This window comes from Hoeflea sp. EC-HK425 (assembly GCF_902498795.1).
Lineage (GTDB): Bacteria > Pseudomonadota > Alphaproteobacteria > Rhizobiales > Rhizobiaceae > Hoeflea > Hoeflea alexandrii.
Genome location: NZ_LR701572.1, coordinates 4,596,464 through 4,616,928, shown reverse-complemented (window position 1 = coordinate 4,616,928; position 20,465 = coordinate 4,596,464). Strand labels below are relative to the sequence as shown.

Sequence of the window (20,465 nt, the reverse complement as noted above, 5' to 3'; positions counted from 1 at the left end):
ACAGGGTATCATTTCTTCTGTGCAAAGGAAAAAACACCTTTGGCGGGGTCTGTGGGCCATGAATACCGGTTTCCGGTCATTGGCGGCTTGACGCGGCTTGCTGGTCTGACTATAGACACGCGACTTCCGATAAAGGCCTGCGGTCCTTTGGGTGAGCCTTGTTTCTGGCTCGGCCCGTCCGCTGGCGAAGAGATAATAGGTGCAAAATGTCACGCAGCTGTGAATTGACCGGCAAGGCTGTACAGTCCGGTAACAATGTCAGCCACGCCAACAACCGGACCCGTCGCCGGTTTCTGCCGAACCTGTGCAATGTTACGCTGATCTCCGATGCTCTCGGCCAGCGCTACCGTCTGCGCATTTCCGCCAACGCCCTGCGCACTGTGGAGCATCGCGGTGGCCTCGACGCATTCCTGGCTAAGGCCAAGGACGCCGAGCTTTCGATGCGCGCACGCCTGCTCAAGCGCCAGATCGCCAAGAAGCTCGAAGAAAAAGCTGCAGCCTGAATCAAGACGTAGCCTTACAGCGTGATGGCGGGCTTCTGGCCCGCCTTCGTTTTTTCCACTGGTGGCATCAACCCAGGATAAAAAAATGCGAATGATCCCTTCTGTCTTGCCGTTCATGGCCTTCATGGCCGCCATCGTCGTGGCATCGAACTTCCTGGTTCAGTTCCCGGTCGACTACAGCATCGGTGCTCTCAATCTCGCCGATCTTCTGACCTGGGGTGCCTTCACCTATCCGGTCGCGTTCCTGATCACCGACCTTGCCAATCGCCGCTTCGGCCCGGCCACGGCGCGTCTCGTGGTATTCTGCGGCTTCGTCATCGCCGTCGCCCTGTCGATCTGGCTTGCGACGCCGCGCATCGCCATCGCCTCGGGATCGGCTTTCCTGGTGGCGCAGCTTCTCGACGTTTCGGTTTTCGACCGTCTGCGCAACCGGGTCTGGTGGCTGCCTCCGCTGGTCTCGACAGTCATCGGCTCCAGCCTCGACACGCTTGTCTTCTTCGGTCTCGCTTTCTCGCAGACAGCCAACATCATCGGCGCCGGCGACGCGTTCGCCAGTGAAGCGGCTCCGCTGCTGGGTCTGTTTGCCATGGAAGCGCCGCGCTGGATCTCGTGGGCACTGGGTGACCTCGCCGTCAAGCTGATCGTCGGACTGTCGATGCTGCTGCCCTACGGCATGCTGATGCCGGTGCTGGCCCCACAGGGCCGTGCCTGACAGGCAGCAGGCCGGCTTGGCGCCTCAGGCTGGGGCGCCATACCCTGGCGGCTAGCCGTCGTCCCCGACATAGCGGAATTCAAGAACCAGGTTCCGCTGCAGGATGGAATGATTGTCATCCGAGACAAGGGTAACGAACACACCTCCATCCTCGTCCTCGCTAACATCCAGGCCTTCCATGTTGTCGATCTGGTCGCCGAAATCCGCTTCCAGAACGACCGGCCCGTCAACCAGGTTTCCCGCCCCAAGCCGGCTGGCGTCAATCCTGCGGATGCGCATGCCGATGCCTCCGGCGATCGAGAACCGCCGTTCCAGCAGCAAGAGGTCGCCATTGGGCAGGAAGTCGCCGTCCGTCACATCGTAGGGCGGGTGCCGCTTGACGAAGAACACGCCCTTCTTCGGCCCGGTCAGCACAGCGGCATAGATATCGCCATTGGCATCGAGACTTCTCTCGGAGACGACAACCACCTCTCCCGCCAGCGGCGAGGTTGCCGGCGCCACCATGATGGCCTCCAGGCCACGATTGTTGCGGAGTTCCCTCAACGGGATCTGCAGGGGCACCGTCCCGGTAGGCCTGGACCTGCCTGGCGCATCAGCTGGATAGACATCGACCCGGCTCCGCCGTTCGAAGCTGACCAGCACCTCGTCACCGCGCACCGCCAGGCCTTCGGCATCGACGCGCCACTTCTCTTCCGAAGACTCGCCGTCGGCATCCAGCATCGAAGCGACCGAGAAATCCGCAATCCCGGTCAATTCACCATTCGGCCCCCGCTCGAAGCGCCCGGCATACCAAAAGCCGGTGTCCATGACGCCCAGAAAACGCTGCCGGTCAGCCGACAACCGGATCGCCGACATCGCGCCAAGCATCGAACTCGGAGAACTCAGCTCAAGCCCGCCGATGAACTCGAAGGCTCCGAACCGGGTCTGGTCCGAACCAACCTTGAAATTGGAAATCAAACGCGAGTTTATCGGAAGGGTCTGGTCTTGCGCGGCGGACGGCAGAGCCGTCGAGATTGTCAACGCGGCAAGCACGCTTGCGACCAGCATCAGCCGCGACCTGTTTCGCAGACGGATCACGCCCGCTTGCGCCCGCGTCGGGATTGCGATCCGCCCGCTTCGTCGGCAAACAGCGCCGCCAGCTGCTCGGTCATCGCGCCGGCCAGCTCCTCCGCATCGACAATCGTCACAGCGCGCCGGTAATAGCGGGTGACATCGTGCCCGATGCCGATGGCAAGCAGTTCCACTGCGGACCGGGTCTCGATCTCCTCGATCACCGCGCGCAGGTGCCGCTCAAGATAATTGCCAGGATTGACCGACAGCGTCGAATCGTCGACCGGCGCACCGTCGGAGATCATCATCAGGATCTTGCGCTGCTCGGGCCGCCGGGCCAGCCGTGAATGGGCCCATATCAGCGCTTCACCGTCGATGTTTTCCTTGAGCAGCCCTTCGCGCATCATCAGGCCCAGATTGCGCCGCGCCCGGCGCCATGGCGCATCCGCGGACTTGTAGACGATGTGTCGCAGATCGTTGAGCCGGCCCGGTGTCGCCGGCTTGCCGCCGCTCAACCACTTCTCGCGACTCTGACCGCCCTTCCAGGCCTTGGTGGTAAAGCCGAGCAGCTCCACCTTGACACCGCACCGCTCGAGTGTGCGCGCCAGGATGTCGGCGCAGGTTGCAGCAACGGTGATCGGCCGGCCGCGCATCGAGCCGGAATTGTCGATCAGCAGCGTCACCACCGTGTCGCGGAAATTGGTGTCGCGCTCCATCTTGAATGACAGCGGCTGCATCGGATCAATGATCATCCGGGTCAGCCGGGCGCTGTCGAGATAGCCTTCCTCAAGATCGAAGTCCCAGGCCCGGTTCTGCTGCGCCATCAACCGGCGTTGAAGCCGGTTGGCGAGCCGTCCCACAACGCCCTGCAGATGCGCCAGCTGCTTGTCGAGAAACGCCCGCAGCCGGTCGAGCTCCGCCTCGTCGCAAAGTTCCTCGGCAGAGATCTCCTCGTCGAACTCCGTGGTGAAGACGTGATAGTCGATCTTCTCGTTGAGTTCGCCGAAGGGATCGCTCGACTTGCGCGTCTCGCCCGGAGTTTCGGCATCCTCGTCGCTGTCGTCGATGGTATCGTCTTCGCCGGTTTCCGCGCCGTCCATCTCGCCGGAATCCATCTGCTCGTCGGAGGTCTCGCTTTCCTCCGCCGGAGCAGCGTCCGAGCCGGCCTCTTCCTGCGAGGACTGGTCGTTGTCCTCCTCGCTGCGCGGTTGATCCTCGTCGGAAACCTCGTCCTGCTCGTCCTGCTCGCTGTCGTCGTCGCCGTAATCCTCAGCCATCTCCATGGCCGAGAGCATTTCGCGGACAACACGGGCAAAGGCCTGCTGGTCTTCGACCGATCCTTCAAGCGTCTCAAGCGCACTGCCGGCTTTGTCTTCGATGAAGTCACGCCACAGCTCGACCACCTGTCCCGCCGACTCCGGCGGTTTGCGGCCAGTCAGCTTTTCGCGGACCATCAGCGCCAGTGCTTCCTCGAGCGGCGCATCCTCGCGGCTGGAAATGCCGCTGTAATTCGCCCGCTGATACTTGTCCTCGAGCATCGAGGTGAGATTGTCGCCCACTCCCGTCATCCGCCGTGCGCCGATGGCCTCGACCCGGGCCTGTTCGACGGCATCGTAGACTGCGCGGGCATCCGGGCCCTGCGGCGCCATCCGGGCATGGACGGAATCATCGTGGCAGGCCTTGCGCAGCGCCATGGAATCGCCGAGCCCGCGGGTCACCGAGAAATCGTTCCGCGACGGCCGTTTCGGCAGATCCGGCAGCCGCGCCCGTTCCCCGGAAATTCCCGGCCGGTCGGTGCCGAAGGAAACCTCGAGCTCGTGATCGCCGGCAATGGCGCGCACGCAACCCGTCAGCGCCCGCCGGAACGGCTCGGCGTCAATGGTGCCACTTGGCTTTGCTCGGGAATTGTCGCCGCGTCCGGCCATTGCTCTACCCGTCAGGCGGTTGCGCTCAGAACGATGTTGGCAGCACTTTCCTTCAACTCGACGCCAAACGCCCGTTGATAGTGTTCAGCCACCAGCGCCCGTTCCAGCTCGTCGCATTTGTTAAGGAAGGTCAGGCGGAATGCCATCGCCACATCGCCGAAGATTTCCGCGTTTTCCGCCCAGGTGATCACTGTACGCGGGCTCATCACGGTTGAAAGATCGCCATTGATGAACGACGAACGGGTCATGTCGGCAACCCGGACCATCCGTGAAATCGTTTCGCGGCCATCGCCCTTGGCGAAACCCTTGACCTTGGAGGCTACGATATCGACCTCCTGGTCGTGCGGCAGGTAGTTCAGCGTGGTGACGATGGACCAGCGGTCCATCTGCGCCTGGTTGATCTGCTGGGTACCATGGTAGAGCCCAGTTGTATCGCCAAGGCCGACCGTGTTGGCGGTCGCAAACAGGCGGAACGCCGGGTGCGGCCGGATGACGCGGCTCTGGTCGAGCAGAGTCAGGCGGCCTGAGGATTCAAGCACCCGCTGGATCACGAACATCACGTCAGGACGGCCGGCGTCATACTCGTCGAACACCAGCGCGACATTGTGCTGATAGGCCCATGGCAGGATGCCGTCCTTGAATTCGGTGACCTGCATGCCCTCGCGAACAACGATCGCGTCCTTGCCAACCAGATCGATACGGCTGACATGGCTGTCGAGGTTGACGCGCACGCAAGGCCAGTTCAGCCGCGCCGCAACCTGCTCGATATGGGTCGATTTGCCGGTGCCGTGGTAGCCCGACACCATCACGCGGCGGTTGTGGGCAAACCCGGCCAGAATGGCGAGCGTCGTGTCACGATCGAACAGGTAATCCGGATCCAGGTCGGGCACATAGGCGTCCCGTTCCTTGTAGGCCGGAACGGTGATGTCCGAATCGATGCCAAACACTTCGCGCACATTGACGGTTGTGTCCGGCAGGTTGGTGATATCGAGGTCGATCTTGCTCATCATGTCTCCAAGGCCTGGCTCAAAAAGAGCCCGTGGGCCGTCTCTCCTGTCCGATCCTGCTTTAGACTGTTCGCTTAGCAGAAACCAGACTGCTTTAACAATTGGTAGGCCTGGATGACGGCACGAAAACGGTCTTCCGAACCGCGGTCGCCGCCATTGGCGTCGGGATGGTGTTGCTTGACCAGTTCCTTGTAGCGGGTCTTGATCTCGCTCGAAGTCGCATTCGCTGTCAGGCCCAGTGTATCGAACGCCTTTGATTCAAGCGTCTTCACCTTGCGCGCGCGAACCGGCCTGTTGGGACGGGTCTGGTTGAAAAAACCGTGTGGATCGCGCATCCGCGCCTGGGCGCCCGCCGACCCCGATTTCGCGGTCGACTGGGTCGGGCCGCTGGCCGCCGACCGGTCGACACCCATTTTCCAGGTTGGCCGGTGACCGGTCAGTGCTTCCTTCTGGTAGCGCGCGATCTCGCCGTCCGAAAGCCCCGAGAAATAGTTGTAGCCCTTGTTGTACTCGCGCGCGTGATCAACGCAGAACATGAAGTACTGCCCTTCGGCATCACGACCCACAGGGGCACGGTGCGTACCCGGCTTGCTGCATCCGTCCCACTGGCATTCAGGCGTCGTGGGCTCGGCCGGACGAGCACCCTTTCGGCGGACCCTGATGCGGTCAAAATATTTGGAATCCAGTTTCATATCGACGATTATGGTGCTCTACAGGTTTGCGAACAAGGATTGACAGGGATGATTCAAGCTGCGTACCCCGTCTCGACGTCGAATGCCACCATGCAAATCGCGACAACCGAAATTTGTGACCGCACAAGATACCCCAGGAGCAAACGCATGTCTCGCCGGAGCCGCATAGAAACCGCGCTGACCGACCGTTTTCAGCCCGAACGGCTCAAGGTGATCAATGAAAGCCATCTCCACGCCGGTCATAACCATTCCGGCAGCGATCACCACGAGGCATTTGACGGAACCGGCGAAACCCATTTCCGGATCCGCATCGTCTCCGAGGCGTTTTCCGGCATGAGCCGCATCGAGCGCCACCGGGCGGTCAACGCCTTGCTTAAGGACGAACTCGACGGCGGATTGCACGCCATGGCCGTCGAGGCCTCAGCCCCGGGCGAACCCACCCGCTGGTAGCATTGCGGGTCTTGGCCGCGCCAAATACCGAAAGACTGAAATCAGCCCCGCTCTAAGTCTTGTCCATCGGACGGATCCTCAACCGGGTGATCCGGTTGCGATCCCGTTTCATCACGATGAAGCGCTTGCCGTGGAAGGTGAAGGCCTGCTTTTCCTCGGGGATTGTCTGGGATTCGTGAATCACCAGGCCTGCCACGGTCGTCGCCTCGTCATCGGGCAATGACCAGTCAAGCGCCCGGTTGAGATCGCGAATGGGCACAGAGCCGTCAACCACGATCGAGCCGTCGGCCTCCTGGCGGACGCCCTGCACCTCGGTGTCATGCTCGTCCGCGATATCTCCGACGATTTCCTCGAGAATGTCCTCGAGCGTCACCAGCCCTTCCACTTCGCCATACTCGTCCACGACGATGGCAATATGGGCCTTGCGCCGCAGGAATGCGTTGAGCTGGTCGGGCACGCTGGTTGTGTCGGGCACGAACCACGGCTTCTGGGCAATCTTGACCACGTCCAGCCGGTTCGTTTCGCTTGGCGCGTCGGCCAGCACCCGCAACACGTCCTTGGCATGCACGATGCCGATGATGTTGTCGGTCGAGCCCCGCCAGATCGGCATTCTCGTATAGGGGCTTTCGAGCACCGCGCGGACATTGGTCTCGGGCGTCTCGTCAGCATTGAGCATTCGCATCGAGGTGCGGTGAATCATCACATCCGAGACTTCCAGCTCGCCCAGATCGAGCACGCCGCCCAGACGGTCACGGTCGGCCTTGACGACCGATCCCTCGCGATGCAGCAGGTCGACAGCGCCGCGGATCTCTTCATGCGCCGACAGCATCGATGTTTCCGACGCGAAGGTGACGCCGAACACCGCCATGATCTTGCGCACGATCCAGTTGATGAAGCTCGACAACGGACCGACCACGACAACGAAGGCCTTGACCACCGGCGCCACGAACATGGCAAAGCGGTCTGGTGTCGAGATCGCCCAGCTCTTGGGCAGCACTTCAGCGAAGATCACCAGAAGCAGCGTCATCGTCAGCGTGGCCACCGCCACACCGGAATCGCCGAATATCGATAACAGCACGCTGGTTGCCAGCGCCGAGGCCAGAATGTTGACGAGGTTGTTGCCGATCAGCAGCGCGCCGATCAGCCTGTCCTTGCGTTCGATCAGCGTGTTGACCGTGCCCGCACGTGCATCGCCACTGGTTTGCAGCGAGTGCATGCGTGCCCGCGACGCTGCCGTCAGCGCCGTTTCCGAACCGGAAAAGAAACCCGACAGTGCAATCAGGGCGAGGATCGCCATGATGGTCAGGCCATGCTCGGCCAGCGTTGAAACGATGTTATCCAGGATCATGATCCCCGTTTTTCCTCCAGGAAGCGAAACACTTCATCCGCCGGCACATCGTCGGCAACGAAAGCCTCGCCGATTCCGCGCGTCAGGATGAAGGTCAATGCACCGCGCCGGACCTTCTTGTCCTGCCCGATGTGTTTCATCAGTATATCGGTCGCCGGCAGCTCACCTTCAATATCCGCCATGTGGGTTGGCAGGCCAACCTCGCTCAAATGGCGCTGAACTCTCGCGGCATCATCCGGGCTCGCCAGGTTCATCCGCGCCGAAAACTCGTGCGCCAGCACCATGCCGATCGCCACACCCTCGCCATGCACCAGCCGCCGGCCGTCGTAATCCGTCGCCGCTTCCAGCGCGTGGCCGAAGGTGTGACCAAGATTGAGCAGCGCCCGCGCACCCGATTCCCGTTCATCCGCCGCCACCACGTCGGCCTTCGCCTGGCAACCCGTGGCGATCGCCCGGATCCGTGCCGCACCACCCGCAAACACGTCCCGCCAGTTCTGTTCCAGCCAGCCAAAAAACTCCGGCCGGTCGATCAGCCCGTATTTCGCCACCTCCGCATAGCCCGCCCTGAACTCGCGGATCGGCAAGGTATCCAGCACATCCGTGTCGGCCAGCACCAGATCCGGCTGGTGAAACACCCCGATCAGGTTCTTGCCATGCGACGCATTGATCCCGGTCTTGCCGCCAACGGAGGAATCCACCTGTGCCAGCAGGCTGGTCGGCACCTGGATGAAACTCATGCCGCGCCGGACGATCCCCGCGGCAAAACCGGAAAGGTCGCCGATCACACCGCCACCCAGCGCCACTACCGCATCGCCACGCTCGAGCCGCGCTCCGAGCACATGGTCACAAACCTTCACCAGCTCGTCGAACCGCTTGGTTTTCTCACCCGGTTCCAGCACCAGCGGCACAGCCTCGATTCCGCCCGTGGCAAGGCTTTCCATCAGGCTGTCGAGATGAGCTGCGGCGACATTGCGATCGGTGATGACGGCGCACCGGATCCCGGGTTTGCGCGCCGCGATCTCGGCACCGGCCCGCGCGATCAGCCCGGGGCCAATGACAATATCGTAGCTGCGCTCACCGAGATTGACGCGCACTGTTTCATGTGAGGTGGTCTGGGTCATTGATCGGATACCGTTTCCTGCCTGCTGTCCAGCCGTGCCAGCGCCATGACCGTTTCAGCGGCAATTATGTCCTTGTCATCATCGCGGGACTGAACCGTCACATCGGCCTTGGCATAGACCGGATAGCGCTGATCAAGCAGATCGGACAGTGTCTGCTTCGGGTTTGCAGTCTTGAGCAGCGGACGTGAATCGCGCTTCGAAACCCGTGTCCACAGCACTTCGAGATCGGCTTTCAGCCAGACCGAAAGACCGTTGGCCAGAACCATGGCGCGGGTGGTGTCGTTCATGAAAGCTCCACCCCCGGTCGACAGAACACGCGGTCCGGTCTTCAACAACCGCTTGATAACCCGCGCCTCAAGCGCCCTGAACTCCGGTTCGCCATAGGCCTCGAACAGTTCCGGGATCGTCATCCGAGACACCCGCTCGATCTCGTGGTCGGAATCGACAAAGGGAATTCCGAGCATCTGCGCCACCAACCTGCCGATGGCAGATTTGCCCGCGCCCATCAGGCCAACGAAAACCAGATTGCGGTGGCCAAGCACTCGCCGCGCCTTCTCGATATCCTGTTCCGGCGCGATAGCCTGCGGTTGCGTCAACTGTCTCCCCCGCCCTCGGGCCATTGGTATGGCCCTCTATTGGACAAGTCCGGCGGCGCGTCAAGCACAGCCGGACTTGTCGTTCAAGCTTGAAACGCCGCGCTCGCTGCCGCATAACACCTCCATCACCTGTTCGCCGGAGTGCTCATGCCTTCCCTGTTTCGGTTTCTTTTTCTCTGTGCCGTGCTCGTGGGCCTGGTCTATGGCGCCATGTTCGCCTTGATCGTCTATGTCGAACCGGTCGACCGGGAAGTCACTGTGCGCGTGCCGACCGAGAAACTCAACAACTGACAGGAACCGGTCTGCTCATGCGCGATCTCAGCGCCGCCAATGCCGAAGCATTCCTTGAAATGATGAGTGCCGAACGCGGCGCGGCCGAAAACACGCTGGAAGCCTATCGCCGCGATCTCGATGACGCCTCTGCCGTGCTCAGCTCGCTTGGAACCACGCTGGCCAGGGCACAGCCCGAAGACATCCGCGGGGTCATCGGAGATCTGGCAAGCCGGGGATTTTCGCCGGCCTCCCAGGCCCGCCGGCTTTCCGCACTGCGACAGTTCTACAAGTTTCTCCATGCCGAAGGTCTTCGCGATGACGATCCTACCGGCGTGATCGATTCCCCGCGCAAGAGCCGCGCCCTCCCGAAAATCCTCAGCATCGACGATGTCTCGAAACTGCTGGCCCAGGCGGAAACCGACATCTCCATGGCCCGCGATCCCGGGGAAGCCTTGCGGCGCATCCGCTTTCGTGCCCTGCTCGAGCTTCTCTATGCCACCGGCATGCGGGTCAGCGAACTCGTCAGCCTGCCTTTCAGGGTGCTTGCTGATGACGGGCGGTTTCTGATCATCCGCGGCAAGGGCGCCAAGGAACGCATGGTGCCGATGTCGCGGCCCGCCCGCGCGGCTCTCGACGCCTGGCTCGCGGCAATCGGCGACACCGCCGAGGATGCTGGCTTCCTGTTTCCGGCGAACTCTTCGGAAGGCTATCTCTCCCGCCAGGTCTTTGCCCGAGAGCTCAAGGAAGTTGCCGCCCGCGCCGGCATTCCTGTGGCAAAGGTCTCACCGCATGTGCTGCGCCACGCCTTTGCCAGCCATCTGCTGGCAGGTGGCGCCGATCTGCGTGCTGTCCAGGAATTGCTCGGCCATGCCGACATTTCCACCACTCAAATCTACACACACGTGCTCGATGAAAGGCTGCGGCAATTGGTCAATGAGCACCACCCCCTTGCAAAAGCCACAAAAAGTCGCGATTAAGCCCGCTCGCAGCACGCCAAAGAATGCGTGACAGACATGCCGGACTGGGCTTGACTGGTCACGGCGACGATAAATGCGATGGCCCGCGTGGAAAAATCAATGCACAACTATCTTGATTTCGAAAAACCGATCTCCGACCTGGAAGGCAAGATCCTCGAACTGAGGAAGCTTGCAAACGAGGACGAGAGCATCGACACCGGCGATGAAATCGCCCGCCTCGAAACCAGAGCCCGCGACGCCATGGCCGAGATCTACGGCAAGCTCAATCCGTGGCAGAAAACCCAGGTCGCAAGACATCCGGACAGGCCGCATTTCAAGGACTATGCCGAAGCTTTGTTCGACGAGTTCACGCCGCTGGCCGGTGACCGCAAATTTGCCGAGGATGCCGCCATCCAGGCCGGATTTGCCCGCTTCCGCGGCCAGCCTGTGGTGGTGATCGGCCAGGAGAAGGGCCACGACACCAAGACCCGCATCCGCCACAATTTCGGCTCCGCCCGCCCGGAGGGCTATCGCAAGGCGATTCGCATCATGGAGATGGCCGACCGGTTCGAGCTTCCGGTGATTACGCTTGTCGACACAGCCGGAGCCTATCCGGGCGTCGGCGCGGAAGAACGCGGTCAGGCCGAAGCCATTGCCCGTTCGACCGAGACCTGCCTCAATCTCCGCGCACCGCTTATCTCGATCATCATCGGCGAAGGCGGATCCGGGGGCGCCATTGCCATTGCCACCGGCAACCGGGTCTTCATGCTCGAACACGCGATCTACTCCGTCATCTCTCCGGAAGGAGCGGCTTCGATCCTGTGGCGCGATGCAACACGCGCCCGCGATGCGGCCACCTCGATGAAGATCACCGCTCAGGATCTGCTCGGTCTGGGCGTGATCGACAGCATCATCCCCGAGCCCGTGGGCGGCGCCCACCGCGATCCCGAAAGCGTGATCTCGCGTGCCGGTGACAAGATCTCCGCCGCCCTGGAAGAAATGGCTGGGCGTTCGGGCGATGAGCTGCGCTCGGACCGCCGCAAGAAATTCCTCGAGATCGGTCGTCATCTGGGCTAGCCGTCGCCCCATTCGGGCCACATTTACGACGCCAGTAAAGCAGACGCGTTCGAATACCGGCCTGATCTCCGGAATAAGAACGGGTGCTGGGGCGGCGTTGCTTCCGGGCACTGTGGAAAACTGGCCACTGCGGACCTGAAACAAAGGCTTGCCTGCCTGGCCGGACATGCAGCGGTAATGCTTCATGAACCATGTTGGTGATAGTATTGCGTTGGAATACCCGGGCTGGGAGAACCTTCAAGGCGACCCGAATGAACCGGAACTGGCAATTGCAAGATGCAAGAGACCCGATGAGACCTATCCGTACACTGCGCTTCCTGCCCGTCCTGCTCCTCGGCCTGTCCGGGTGCCAGGACGCGCTTGATTCTGTCGCCAACAAGGTTGAACACCCGCTGCCCGCCAAGCTCGTCAACAAGATGAAGGCGAACGACATGAGCACGCGGTCGCCGATCATGATGCGGATCTTCAAGGAAGAAGGTGTTCTCGAGGTCTGGAAACAGAAGGGCAATGGCCGCTACGACATCATTGCCTCCTATGAGATCTGCAAATGGTCGGGCAAGCTGGGACCGAAATTCAAGGAAGGCGACCGCCAGGCGCCCGAAGGCTACTACCGGATCTATCCGTACCAGATGAACCCGAATTCGAGCTATTATCTCTCGTTCAACATGGGGTTCCCGAACAGCTACGACCGCTCCCACAACCGAACCGGCTCCAACCTGATGGTGCATGGTGCGTGCTCTTCGGCCGGCTGCTACTCGATGACCGACGAGCAGGTTCTCGAGATTTACGGTTTTGCCCGCGATGCCTTCAAGGGCGGGCAGGAATACTTCATCGTCGAAGCCCTGCCATTCCGTATGACAGCGGAAAACATGGCGCGCCACCGCGACAATGAGCACTTCGAGTTCTGGAAGATGCTCAAGACCGGCTACGACAACTTCGAACTGACCAGGCGCCCGCCAAAGGTCGATGTCTGTGAACGCAGATATGTGTTCAACCAGATCCCGCAGGTCGAGAATGCCAGCTTCCAGGCGAACGCCGCCTGCCCGCCGGCAAGCATGCCGGCCACCCTGGCATCGGCTTACTACGCCTATCAGAAGACCTGGAACCAGGACTTCATCAAGGCCGTCGCCAAGTTCGACCGTGAGGAAGCCACTCAGATAGCCGCCAACGAGGCTCGTGCCGAGGCCGAAGCACGGCGCGCAGAACGCGAGGCCGAAAAGGCCGCACGCCTGGCCTCCACCGGCGGGCAGGCTCCCGCCGTTCCGGTTCTCGGCCTGTTTTCGACCGGCAATCCGCTCAAGGCGCTCGTGCCTGGTTCGGAACCCGCTGCTGCGAACGCCAATGCACAACAGGCGGCTGCGCAGGCTGCCCAGACTGAAGCCGGTGCCGGCCAGGTCGCGCCGACCGCCGCAAACGCTGATGTCCCGGTGCCCACGCCGAATCCCGAGGTCGCTCCACAGGTCGCAAATGCAGGGTCTGCTCCGGCAGCCCAGTCCGACAAGCCGTTCTGGAAAATCTGGAGCAGCAATTGAGCGGTGGCGACCATCTGGAGTTGGACCTTCGCGGACTGAAATGCCCGCTGCCCGTGCTCAAGACCCGCAGGCAGATGCGTGATCTGGCTTCCGGCGCCCGCATCCGGGTCGAAACCACGGACCCGCTGGCAGTGATCGACATCCCGCATTACTGCCGCGAGGACGGCCACCGGCTGCTCGACAGCGCCTCCGTCGATGGCGGCCACGTCTTTATCATCGAAAAGGGTGGACCTTCGCCGGCACAGTGATTGCCGGAACCGGCGTCAGCGCCGCGACGGCATGCCAGGAATGGCCAGCGGATTGTCCGTCAGCGCGTCGCGGTCCGCCCTGCCAATGCCGGGTTCGTTGGCAAAGCCCGCAAACAGTTCTTCGACAAACCCCTTCGGCATGTCCCGGGTGATCACCACCAGCCTGGTTTCCTGCGCAGCTCCCTGCGGCCAGGCGGACAGACGCACCGGCTCCGACATCAGGCTTTGCACCGCGTGCAGCACCAGCGGTCGCGACGGGTCGTCCGAGAGCTTGACGATACCCTTCATGCGCAGAAGCTTCGGTCCGTGGGCCGAACGCAGCAGATCAATGAACAGTGCCAGGGCCTCCGGGGCGATTGGCCGCTCAAATACCATCGAATCCGCCCGGATATCCCGGTCGTGCCGGTTCACGTCATGCGTATGCCCGTGATGATGGCCGCTATGGTCATGGCCGTGAGCATGATCGTCCTGGTCTGAGCTTAGCCACCGCGCCACATCGAGGCTGCGTTCGGTGGGATCGTAGGCGCCGGCATCAAACAGATCCTGCGCGGCAAGGTCGGGTTGTCCCGCGCTGACCACCCGAGCCATCGGATTGAGCGCGTCGAGCTGCGACCTGAGCTCGTCATGATTTCCAGCCAGCGCTGTTTTCGACAGCACAATCGTATCCGCCACCGCCACCTGGCGCCGCGCTTCCTCATGCTCGGCGAGCGTCGAAAGACCATTGACGGCATCCACCACCGTTACCAGCCCTTCGAGCCGGTAGGACTGGCCAAGTGCCGGATGGCCGATCACCGATTGCATCACAGGCACCGGATCGGCCAGCCCCGTGGTTTCGATCACAACCCGGGAAAACGGCCGGATCCGGCCAGTTTGCATCCGGTCCATCAGGTCGGCAAGCGTATCCACCAGCTCGCCGCGCACGGTGCAGCACAGGCATCCGTCCGACAGTTCGATAATCCCGTCGCTCGAGCTTTCCACCAGCAGATGGTCGATACCGACATCGCCGAACTCGTTGATGATCAGGGCCGCATCGGACAACCAGGGATCACCGATCAACCGGTTGAGCAGGGTCGTCTTGCCGGCTCCGAGAAAGCCGGTCAGGATCGATACGGGCACGCCCTGAGGAGCGCTCCACGCAGCTGGTGCGGATTTGTCGCCGGTCATTGGCACGGGCCCCTCGGGATCAGATTTGAGGCCGTGGAACCGGTATCGGCACGGTTGGCCTGAGCGGCGCCACGTCTGCCGGCCTGGCAGGCGCACTGAAGGCTGAGGCGGCAAACGGCTCGGCCTGGCCCGCCAGTGTGCGGCCCGGTCGCGGCACCGGAATCGGAACCCGGGAAAGCGCAACCTCGACCCCGGCGCGCGGTAGCCCGGCGGGTGCCTGCACCAGCCGCGCCTCCCGCTCCATCGGGATCAGATAGGGCGAATTGAGCACCATCTTGCCTTCGACATCCCGGCCTTCGTAGCGCGCGGCTCTTGCTTCCGCAGTGCAGATGCTGCCGGAGATATCGGCCACACGGTCCCGGCCTTCGCCATAGGGGGGCAGGTTTGCAAGGGTGGAGCTGCCCCAGGCCGTGGTCGTCAGCGCCTTGTGGAGAAGCCGGGCGGATTCCTCGGCCCGCTCTTCCTGCGACGCTGCGCCAAAGACCACGCTGACGACTGTCTTGCCATTGCGGGTCGCCGACGAGGTCTGGTTGAACCCCGATGCGCAGATGAAGCCGGTTTTCATACCGTCCGCATCCGGAAACCGGCCAACCAGAAGATTGTAATTGGTGTAGGCCTTGCCGCCATAGGAGAAGCCTTCATAGCCGAAATAATGCGCGTATTCGGGAAACTCCCGGCGCAGGGCAACCGCCAGAACCGCCATGTCGCGGACGGTCGAGTACTGACCTTCACCAGGCAATCCGTTCGGATTGATGAACCGCGACGATGTCATGCCAAGCTGACGGGCCGCCGCATTCATGTCCCGGACGAAGGCTTCCTCGGTTCCCGAAACCGCTTCGGCGATCGCAACGGCAACGTCGTTGGCGGATTTGACCATGAGGTACTTGAGCGCGGAATCCATCGTGAACCGCTCTCCCGGCTTGAAATACATCTTGCTCGCCGGTTCCTTGGCAGCAGTCACCGACATCGTCACCGGCGTTTCCATCGTCAGCTGACCGGATCTGACCGCCTTGAACACCACATAAATCGTCATCAGCTTGGTCAGCGAAGCCGGATACCAGCGCTGGAAGGCCTGGTCATGCTCGATCACCCGCCCGGACGCCACGTCGACTGCAATTTTCGGGTTGGCGAGTGCGTCACCGGAAGAAACAACGGCAACGGAAAGCACCGCCAAGACTGCGGTCAACCGGCGCGACTGTGACAATAGGCTCATTCCGGGGTTCCGATTTTGCAGTGTTTCAATTGGCTTCTCGATGCAAGTCTTCAAGTCAACGAAGCTTCTGCGACTGCTCGCGCAGCGCTTTTCACTCGTCATGATCTCCTACTTAGCCTATATGGCAGACAGATGGCAAAAGGCGACGACAGGTTTTCCCCTTTGCCCGACATCATGATCACGAAGCTATAGAGGTGAGAAATGCAGTTGGTCGACGAGGTTGTTTCAATGAAAGACGAAGTCGCCACATGGCGCCGGACGCTCCATGCCGATCCGGAACTCCTTTTCGACGTGCACAACACGGCCGCTTTCGTGGCCGACAAGCTCCGCTCGTTCGGCTGTGACGAGGTCGTCACCGGCATCGGCCAGACCGGCGTTGTCGGCATCATCCACGGCCGCCCCGGTGGCAATGGCCCGGCCATCGGTCTGCGCGCCGATATGGACGCGCTACCCATCAAAGAAATCACCGGCCTGCCCTGGGCGTCCCGCACGCCTGGAAAGATGCATGCCTGCGGTCATGATGGTCACACCGCGATGCTGCTGGGCGCTGCCCGGCACCTTGCCGCAACCCGCAATTTCACCGGCTCCGTGGCCGTGATTTTCCAGCCTGCCGAAGAAGGCGGTGGCGGTGGCCGCGAGATGGTCAACGACGGCATGATGGAGCGCTTCGGCATCACCAAGGTCTTCGGCATGCACAACCTGCCGGGCCTTCCCGTCGGCCAGTTCGCCATCCGCAAGGGGCCCATCATGGCGGCAACCGACATCTTCGACGTCACCATCAAGGGTCGCGGCGGTCATGCCGCGATGCCGCATCAGACCATCGATCCGATTGTTGCCGCATCGGCCATTGTCTCCTCGCTGCAGTCGATCGCCTCGCGCAACGCCAACCCGCTGGAATCACTGGTCGTCTCGGTGACCAAGTTCATCGGCGGCTCGGCCTACAACATCATTCCGGAAACCGTTGAACTGGCCGGCACTGTGCGCACCCTTTCACCGGAAATGCGCGACCTGGCCGAAACCCGTATAAGCGAGATCGTCCGTGGCGTCGCCGCGGCCCACGGCTGCGAAGGCTCGGTGAACTACATCCGCAACTACCCGGTCACCTTCAACCATTCCGACGAGACCGACTTTGCCGCCGATATCGCCGAGAGCATTGCCGGCGACGGAATGGTCGAACGCGAGCAGCCGCCGACCATGGGCGGCGAGGACTTCTCCTTCATGCTGGAAGCGCGTCCGGGCGCTTTCATCTTCATGGGCAATGGCGACACCGCGGGCCTGCATCACCCGGCCTATGACTTCAACGACGACGCCATCCCGGTCGGCGTGTCCTACTGGGTCCGGCTCGCAGAAAAGGCGCTTGCCGCCTGAGACTGCGCCCGGTGGACGGCCGAAAACAGCCGCCCGCCGGGCCTTTTAAAACCTCACGCCGGCGCCAGCATCCGTTGTTGATGTCGGGCCGCTGTTTCTGTATGCAGTTTACCGCGTGGTCCCGTAGCTCAGGGGATAGAGCACAGGATTCCTAATCCTGGGGTCGAAGGTTCGAATCCTTCCGGGATCACCATTTTCATCTCGTTTTCGTGGGCAACAAGCCCCTCTCCACAATCCCCTTGGACATCAAGGCGGGTTGCGCGTTGCGAACGCCTGCGCTCGCCAACCAGATTCGCAAGCCAGATTCGCAAGCTTGACCATCGCCATTGTACGGAGCTCCCCTACTTCATTCATCGTGGTTGGAAGAAAGGGACTTCGGATTCATGCAAACAGGCTGGGTATCTTCCCTTGGGTCAACCGGAACCTCTCGCGCGTGAGTGACGGGCGAGGAGGTCGAGGTCGGCCATCCCCGGTGCCGTCGCATCGTCTGGCCCGCCTTGCCGGGCTCGGCGCGCTGACCGCCGGTATCGCAACCCGGACCATGCTCGAAGGCGCGCGAAGGCTTAGCCGCGGCGAACTCCCCAAACCGTCGGATCTCCTGCTCACACCGGGCAATATCCTGCGCGTCTCCGATGAGCTCTCGCGGATGCGGGGAGCAGCGCTGAAACTCGGGCAGTTGCTCTCCATGGATGCCGGTGATTTCCTGCCAGGCGAACTTGCCGGGTTGCTGGAGCGGTTGCGTGCGGATGCGGATTTCATGCCGCCCCGGCAACTCAACTCTGTTCTCGTCAGCAATTGGGGACCGGACTGGAGAAAAAGGTTCTCGCGTTTCGAAACACGGCCCCTGGCTGCTGCGTCCATTGGTCAGGTACACCGGGCCACAACCCTTGATGGCCGCGATCTGGCCATCAAGGTGCAGTATCCCGGCGTTGCGAAAAGCATCGACAGCGATATCGCCAACGTCATCTCGCTGTTCCGGCTGAGCGGGTTCGCACCACCCGCCCCGGTGCTTGCAAGACTGGGCGCAGAAGCCCGCAAACAATTGCACGAAGAGGCGGATTATCTCCGCGAGGCTGACAACATCCGGCGCTACACTGAACAACTCGGCGGCATCGAGGGGTTCATCGTTCCTGTCGTACAGGAAGATCTGAGCACCGACAGGGTTCTGGCCATGTCATTCGTTCCCGGCCTGCCGATTGATGTCGCCACCGGGCAAAGCCAGGAGGTCCGCAACAGCATCCTCACAAGATTGGCCCGCCTCGCTCTTAATGAACTGTTTGCCTTCGGCTTCGTGCAGACCGATCCGAATTTCGCAAACTACAGTTACGACCCGGACGGCAGGACCATCGGTCTGCTCGATTTTGGCGCGGCGAAGGGGGTTTCGCCCGACATGGCAGACCTTCTCAGACAACTGCTCGCTGCCGGACTGGAAGAAAATCACGAAAGGCTCAGCGAACTGTCGGTCAGGCTGGGGCTTTACAGCGAACAGACCAGCCTCCGGCACCGGGAGCTCATTGACCAGACCATCAGGCTGGTCTTCGAGGCAGTCCTGGCCAGCCCGTCCTTTGACTTCGCAAACGACCAACTGCTGCACCGTCTTCGCGCCATGGGAACGGAGCTCGCTCTCGATCCGGGTTTTAACCAGATCCCGCCGATCGACGTGCTTTATCTGCAACGCAAGGCAGCCGGGCTCTACCTGCTGGGACGGCGATTGCGGGCGCAACTGCCGCTGCGCGATATCCTTGAGGAATATGTTCACGAACCCGTGCCGGAGCGCAGCGTTCGAAAGGACTGACAGCACGTCGCCGCGGTTCGGTTACCAGCTTCTCCACGGCCGCCACCCCCTTTGCCGCCACCCGTTTGCCGCCACACCGGGACATGAAGCAATTGCCGAGCATGGAACGGGATGGAACGCCCTCACGCCGGCACTGCATCTCCGCGTCTCGACCGCGATTTCACCAGAAGCAGCGTCATGATCGCGATGTTGAGGAAGTTCCAGGCGATCCCGTTGAGGAACGCGGCCTGGTAGGATCCGGTGAGATCGTAGATCCAGCCCGACATCCAGCCACCGAGCGCCATGCCGACAATGGTCGCCATGATGACGAAACCCACCCTCGCCCCGGCCTCTCTCGCAGGCAGATACTCCCGCACGATCAGCGCGTAGCTCGGCACGATCCCGCCCTGCGACAGGCCGAAGATCAGGCTGACGACATAGAGCGGCACAAGGGCGTCGAATGGCAGGTACAAGAACAGCGCGATGCATTGCAGCGTCGAGCCGATGAGCAGCGTCATCACCCCCCCGAGCCGGTCGGCGATCAGGCCTGACACCAGCCGCGAAACCACCCCGCCCATCAGCATCAGCGACAGCATCTCGGCACCCACCGCCGGACCGTAGCCGAGATCGGTGCAGTAGGACACGATATGCACCTGCGGCATCGACATCGCGATGCAGCATCCGATACCGGCGATCCCAAGCATCCATTGCAACGCTCTCGGCGAGAAGCGGACCGACCGCGCATTGGCAAACGACATCCTGTTGGCGTGCTCTGTCGCTGCCTCCGGAATCCGGGGCCTGAGCAGCAGCGATATCGGGATGATCAGCACCACCGGCACAATCGCCAGCACGGTATAGGCGGCACGCCATCCGTAATCGCTCAGAACGCCCGCCAAAAGCAGCGGCCATATCGCCCCTGACAGGTAATTGCCGCTCGCAGCTATCGCCACCGCAATACCGCGCCTCCGGTAGAACCAGTGCGAGATATCCGCAATCAGCGGACCGAACCCCACCGCGGTTCCGAAGCCGACGATGAACTGCATTGCCGACAGCATCAGGATCGATTGACTTACCGCGGCGAGACCGAATCCGGCGGCCATGATCACCGCAGATCCGATCAGCGCAAGTGTCACCCCGAACCGGTCGACGGCCCGCCCGATCACCAGGTTGCCCAGTGCAAAGCCGATCATGGTCAATGTATAGGGAAGCGAGGCATCAGCCCGCGCCACCCCGAACTCCGCCTGCACCGCCGGCATGATCACGATGATCGACCACATCCCGACATTGCCGAGAACGGCAATCGCCAGGGTGATGCCCAGCCTTGTCCAGGAGTAGCGGCTGTCGAGAATATCGGTCTCAGTCATGCGGGTACGTTATTGTTGAGACCGGCACTTGTATAGGCGAATTCGCGGGTTGGTTGCCGCAATGAAGGTTGCTTCCGCCATTAACGACAACG

At 61.9% G+C, this 20,465-nt stretch carries 20 protein-coding genes and 1 tRNA gene; 11 read left to right on the top strand and 10 right to left on the bottom strand.

Annotated features, from left to right (window positions below):
* The first annotated feature begins 206 nt into the window (after positions 1-206).
* A complete protein-coding gene (gene rpmB / locus SPHINGO391_RS24680; protein ID WP_152011335.1) occupies positions 207-503 on the top strand; it encodes a 50S ribosomal protein L28 in 297 nt (98 codons plus the stop codon).
* 85 nt (positions 504-588) lie between these two features.
* Positions 589-1,215: a queuosine precursor transporter gene (locus SPHINGO391_RS24675; protein ID WP_152011334.1), complete on the top strand. Its 627-nt coding sequence runs from the start codon at positions 589-591 to the stop codon at positions 1,213-1,215.
* A 51-nt stretch (positions 1,216-1,266) separates the two neighbouring features.
* Here SPHINGO391_RS24675 and SPHINGO391_RS24670 read toward each other — a convergent pair whose 3' ends face one another.
* The 4 genes from SPHINGO391_RS24670 to SPHINGO391_RS24655 all read right to left on the bottom strand — a co-directional run bounded on the left by SPHINGO391_RS24670 (position 1,267) and on the right by SPHINGO391_RS24655 (position 5,898).
* Positions 1,267-2,262, bottom strand: coding sequence for an esterase-like activity of phytase family protein (locus tag SPHINGO391_RS24670; RefSeq protein ID WP_152011333.1), 996 nt, complete (start codon positions 2,260-2,262; stop codon positions 1,267-1,269).
* Positions 2,263-2,288: 26 nt separating this feature from the next.
* On the bottom strand, positions 2,289-4,190 hold the full coding sequence (cobT, locus tag SPHINGO391_RS24665) for a cobaltochelatase subunit CobT (protein ID WP_152011332.1): 1,902 nt from the start codon (positions 4,188-4,190) through the stop codon (positions 2,289-2,291).
* 11 nt (positions 4,191-4,201) lie between these two features.
* A complete protein-coding gene (cobS, locus tag SPHINGO391_RS24660) occupies positions 4,202-5,197 on the bottom strand; it encodes a cobaltochelatase subunit CobS (RefSeq protein WP_152011331.1) in 996 nt (331 codons plus the stop codon).
* 74 nt (positions 5,198-5,271) lie between these two features.
* Positions 5,272-5,898, bottom strand: coding sequence for a J domain-containing protein (locus tag SPHINGO391_RS24655; protein WP_152011330.1), 627 nt, complete (start codon positions 5,896-5,898; stop codon positions 5,272-5,274).
* Positions 5,899-6,036: 138 nt separating this feature from the next.
* On the opposite strand from SPHINGO391_RS24655, the gene SPHINGO391_RS24650 reads away from it, so the two are divergent.
* A complete protein-coding gene (locus SPHINGO391_RS24650; protein ID WP_152011329.1) occupies positions 6,037-6,339 on the top strand; it encodes a BolA family protein in 303 nt (100 codons plus the stop codon).
* A gap of 52 nt (positions 6,340-6,391) precedes the next feature.
* On the opposite strand, the gene SPHINGO391_RS24645 is transcribed toward SPHINGO391_RS24650, so the two are convergent.
* From SPHINGO391_RS24645 to SPHINGO391_RS24635, 3 genes are read right to left on the bottom strand one after another with little or no spacing between them, the layout of a single operon-like run.
* On the bottom strand, positions 6,392-7,684 hold the full coding sequence (locus tag SPHINGO391_RS24645; protein WP_193217451.1) for an HlyC/CorC family transporter: 1,293 nt from the start codon (positions 7,682-7,684) through the stop codon (positions 6,392-6,394).
* The gene (gene aroB / locus SPHINGO391_RS24640; RefSeq protein ID WP_152011327.1) at positions 7,684-8,808 is read right to left on the bottom strand and encodes a 3-dehydroquinate synthase; all 1,125 of its coding nucleotides are present in this window, start codon (positions 8,806-8,808) and stop codon (positions 7,684-7,686) included. The genes SPHINGO391_RS24645 and aroB overlap by 1 nt, the downstream gene beginning before the upstream one ends.
* Positions 8,805-9,404, bottom strand: a complete 600-nt coding sequence (locus SPHINGO391_RS24635; RefSeq protein WP_244615355.1) for a shikimate kinase — start codon at positions 9,402-9,404, stop codon at positions 8,805-8,807. The genes aroB and SPHINGO391_RS24635 overlap by 4 nt, the downstream gene beginning before the upstream one ends.
* Before the next feature lie 147 nt (positions 9,405-9,551).
* Between SPHINGO391_RS24635 and SPHINGO391_RS24630 the strand changes: the two genes are divergently transcribed.
* The 5 genes from SPHINGO391_RS24630 (at position 9,552) to SPHINGO391_RS24610 (ending at position 13,490) form a co-directional block, all read left to right on the top strand.
* Positions 9,552-9,695: a histidine kinase gene (locus SPHINGO391_RS24630; RefSeq protein WP_152011325.1), complete on the top strand. Its 144-nt coding sequence runs from the start codon at positions 9,552-9,554 to the stop codon at positions 9,693-9,695.
* Between the two features lie 17 nt (positions 9,696-9,712).
* Positions 9,713-10,654 (top strand): site-specific tyrosine recombinase XerD, encoded by a 942-nt coding sequence (locus SPHINGO391_RS24625; RefSeq protein WP_152011324.1) that lies wholly within the window; start codon positions 9,713-9,715, stop codon positions 10,652-10,654.
* 99 nt (positions 10,655-10,753) lie between these two features.
* On the top strand, positions 10,754-11,710 hold the full coding sequence (locus SPHINGO391_RS24620) for an acetyl-CoA carboxylase carboxyltransferase subunit alpha (RefSeq protein ID WP_152011323.1): 957 nt from the start codon (positions 10,754-10,756) through the stop codon (positions 11,708-11,710).
* A 290-nt stretch (positions 11,711-12,000) separates the two neighbouring features.
* Positions 12,001-13,242, top strand: a complete 1,242-nt coding sequence (locus SPHINGO391_RS24615) for a murein L,D-transpeptidase family protein (RefSeq protein ID WP_152011322.1) — start codon at positions 12,001-12,003, stop codon at positions 13,240-13,242.
* On the top strand, positions 13,239-13,490 hold the full coding sequence (locus SPHINGO391_RS24610; protein ID WP_152011321.1) for a sulfurtransferase TusA family protein: 252 nt from the start codon (positions 13,239-13,241) through the stop codon (positions 13,488-13,490). The genes SPHINGO391_RS24615 and SPHINGO391_RS24610 overlap by 4 nt, the downstream gene beginning before the upstream one ends.
* 15 nt (positions 13,491-13,505) lie before the next feature.
* On the opposite strand, the gene SPHINGO391_RS24605 is transcribed toward SPHINGO391_RS24610, so the two are convergent.
* On the bottom strand, positions 13,506-14,654 hold the full coding sequence (locus tag SPHINGO391_RS24605; protein WP_152011320.1) for a GTP-binding protein: 1,149 nt from the start codon (positions 14,652-14,654) through the stop codon (positions 13,506-13,508).
* A gap of 19 nt (positions 14,655-14,673) precedes the next feature.
* Positions 14,674-15,867, bottom strand: a complete 1,194-nt coding sequence (locus SPHINGO391_RS24600) for a D-alanyl-D-alanine carboxypeptidase family protein (protein WP_152011319.1) — start codon at positions 15,865-15,867, stop codon at positions 14,674-14,676.
* A 201-nt stretch (positions 15,868-16,068) separates the two neighbouring features.
* Between SPHINGO391_RS24600 and SPHINGO391_RS24595 the strand changes: the two genes are divergently transcribed.
* From SPHINGO391_RS24595 to SPHINGO391_RS24585, 3 genes are all read left to right on the top strand, one after another.
* On the top strand, positions 16,069-17,235 hold the full coding sequence (locus tag SPHINGO391_RS24595) for a M20 aminoacylase family protein (protein WP_152011318.1): 1,167 nt from the start codon (positions 16,069-16,071) through the stop codon (positions 17,233-17,235).
* Between the two features lie 117 nt (positions 17,236-17,352).
* A tRNA-Arg gene (locus SPHINGO391_RS24590) sits at positions 17,353-17,428 on the top strand.
* 279 nt (positions 17,429-17,707) lie between these two features.
* Positions 17,708-19,030: an AarF/ABC1/UbiB kinase family protein gene (locus SPHINGO391_RS24585; protein WP_152011317.1), complete on the top strand. Its 1,323-nt coding sequence runs from the start codon at positions 17,708-17,710 to the stop codon at positions 19,028-19,030.
* A 122-nt stretch (positions 19,031-19,152) separates the two neighbouring features.
* Here the strand turns inward: SPHINGO391_RS24585 and SPHINGO391_RS24580 are convergent, their stop codons facing one another.
* A complete protein-coding gene (locus tag SPHINGO391_RS24580; RefSeq protein WP_152011316.1) occupies positions 19,153-20,373 on the bottom strand; it encodes an MFS transporter in 1,221 nt (406 codons plus the stop codon).
* Positions 20,374-20,465 lie beyond the last annotated feature (92 nt).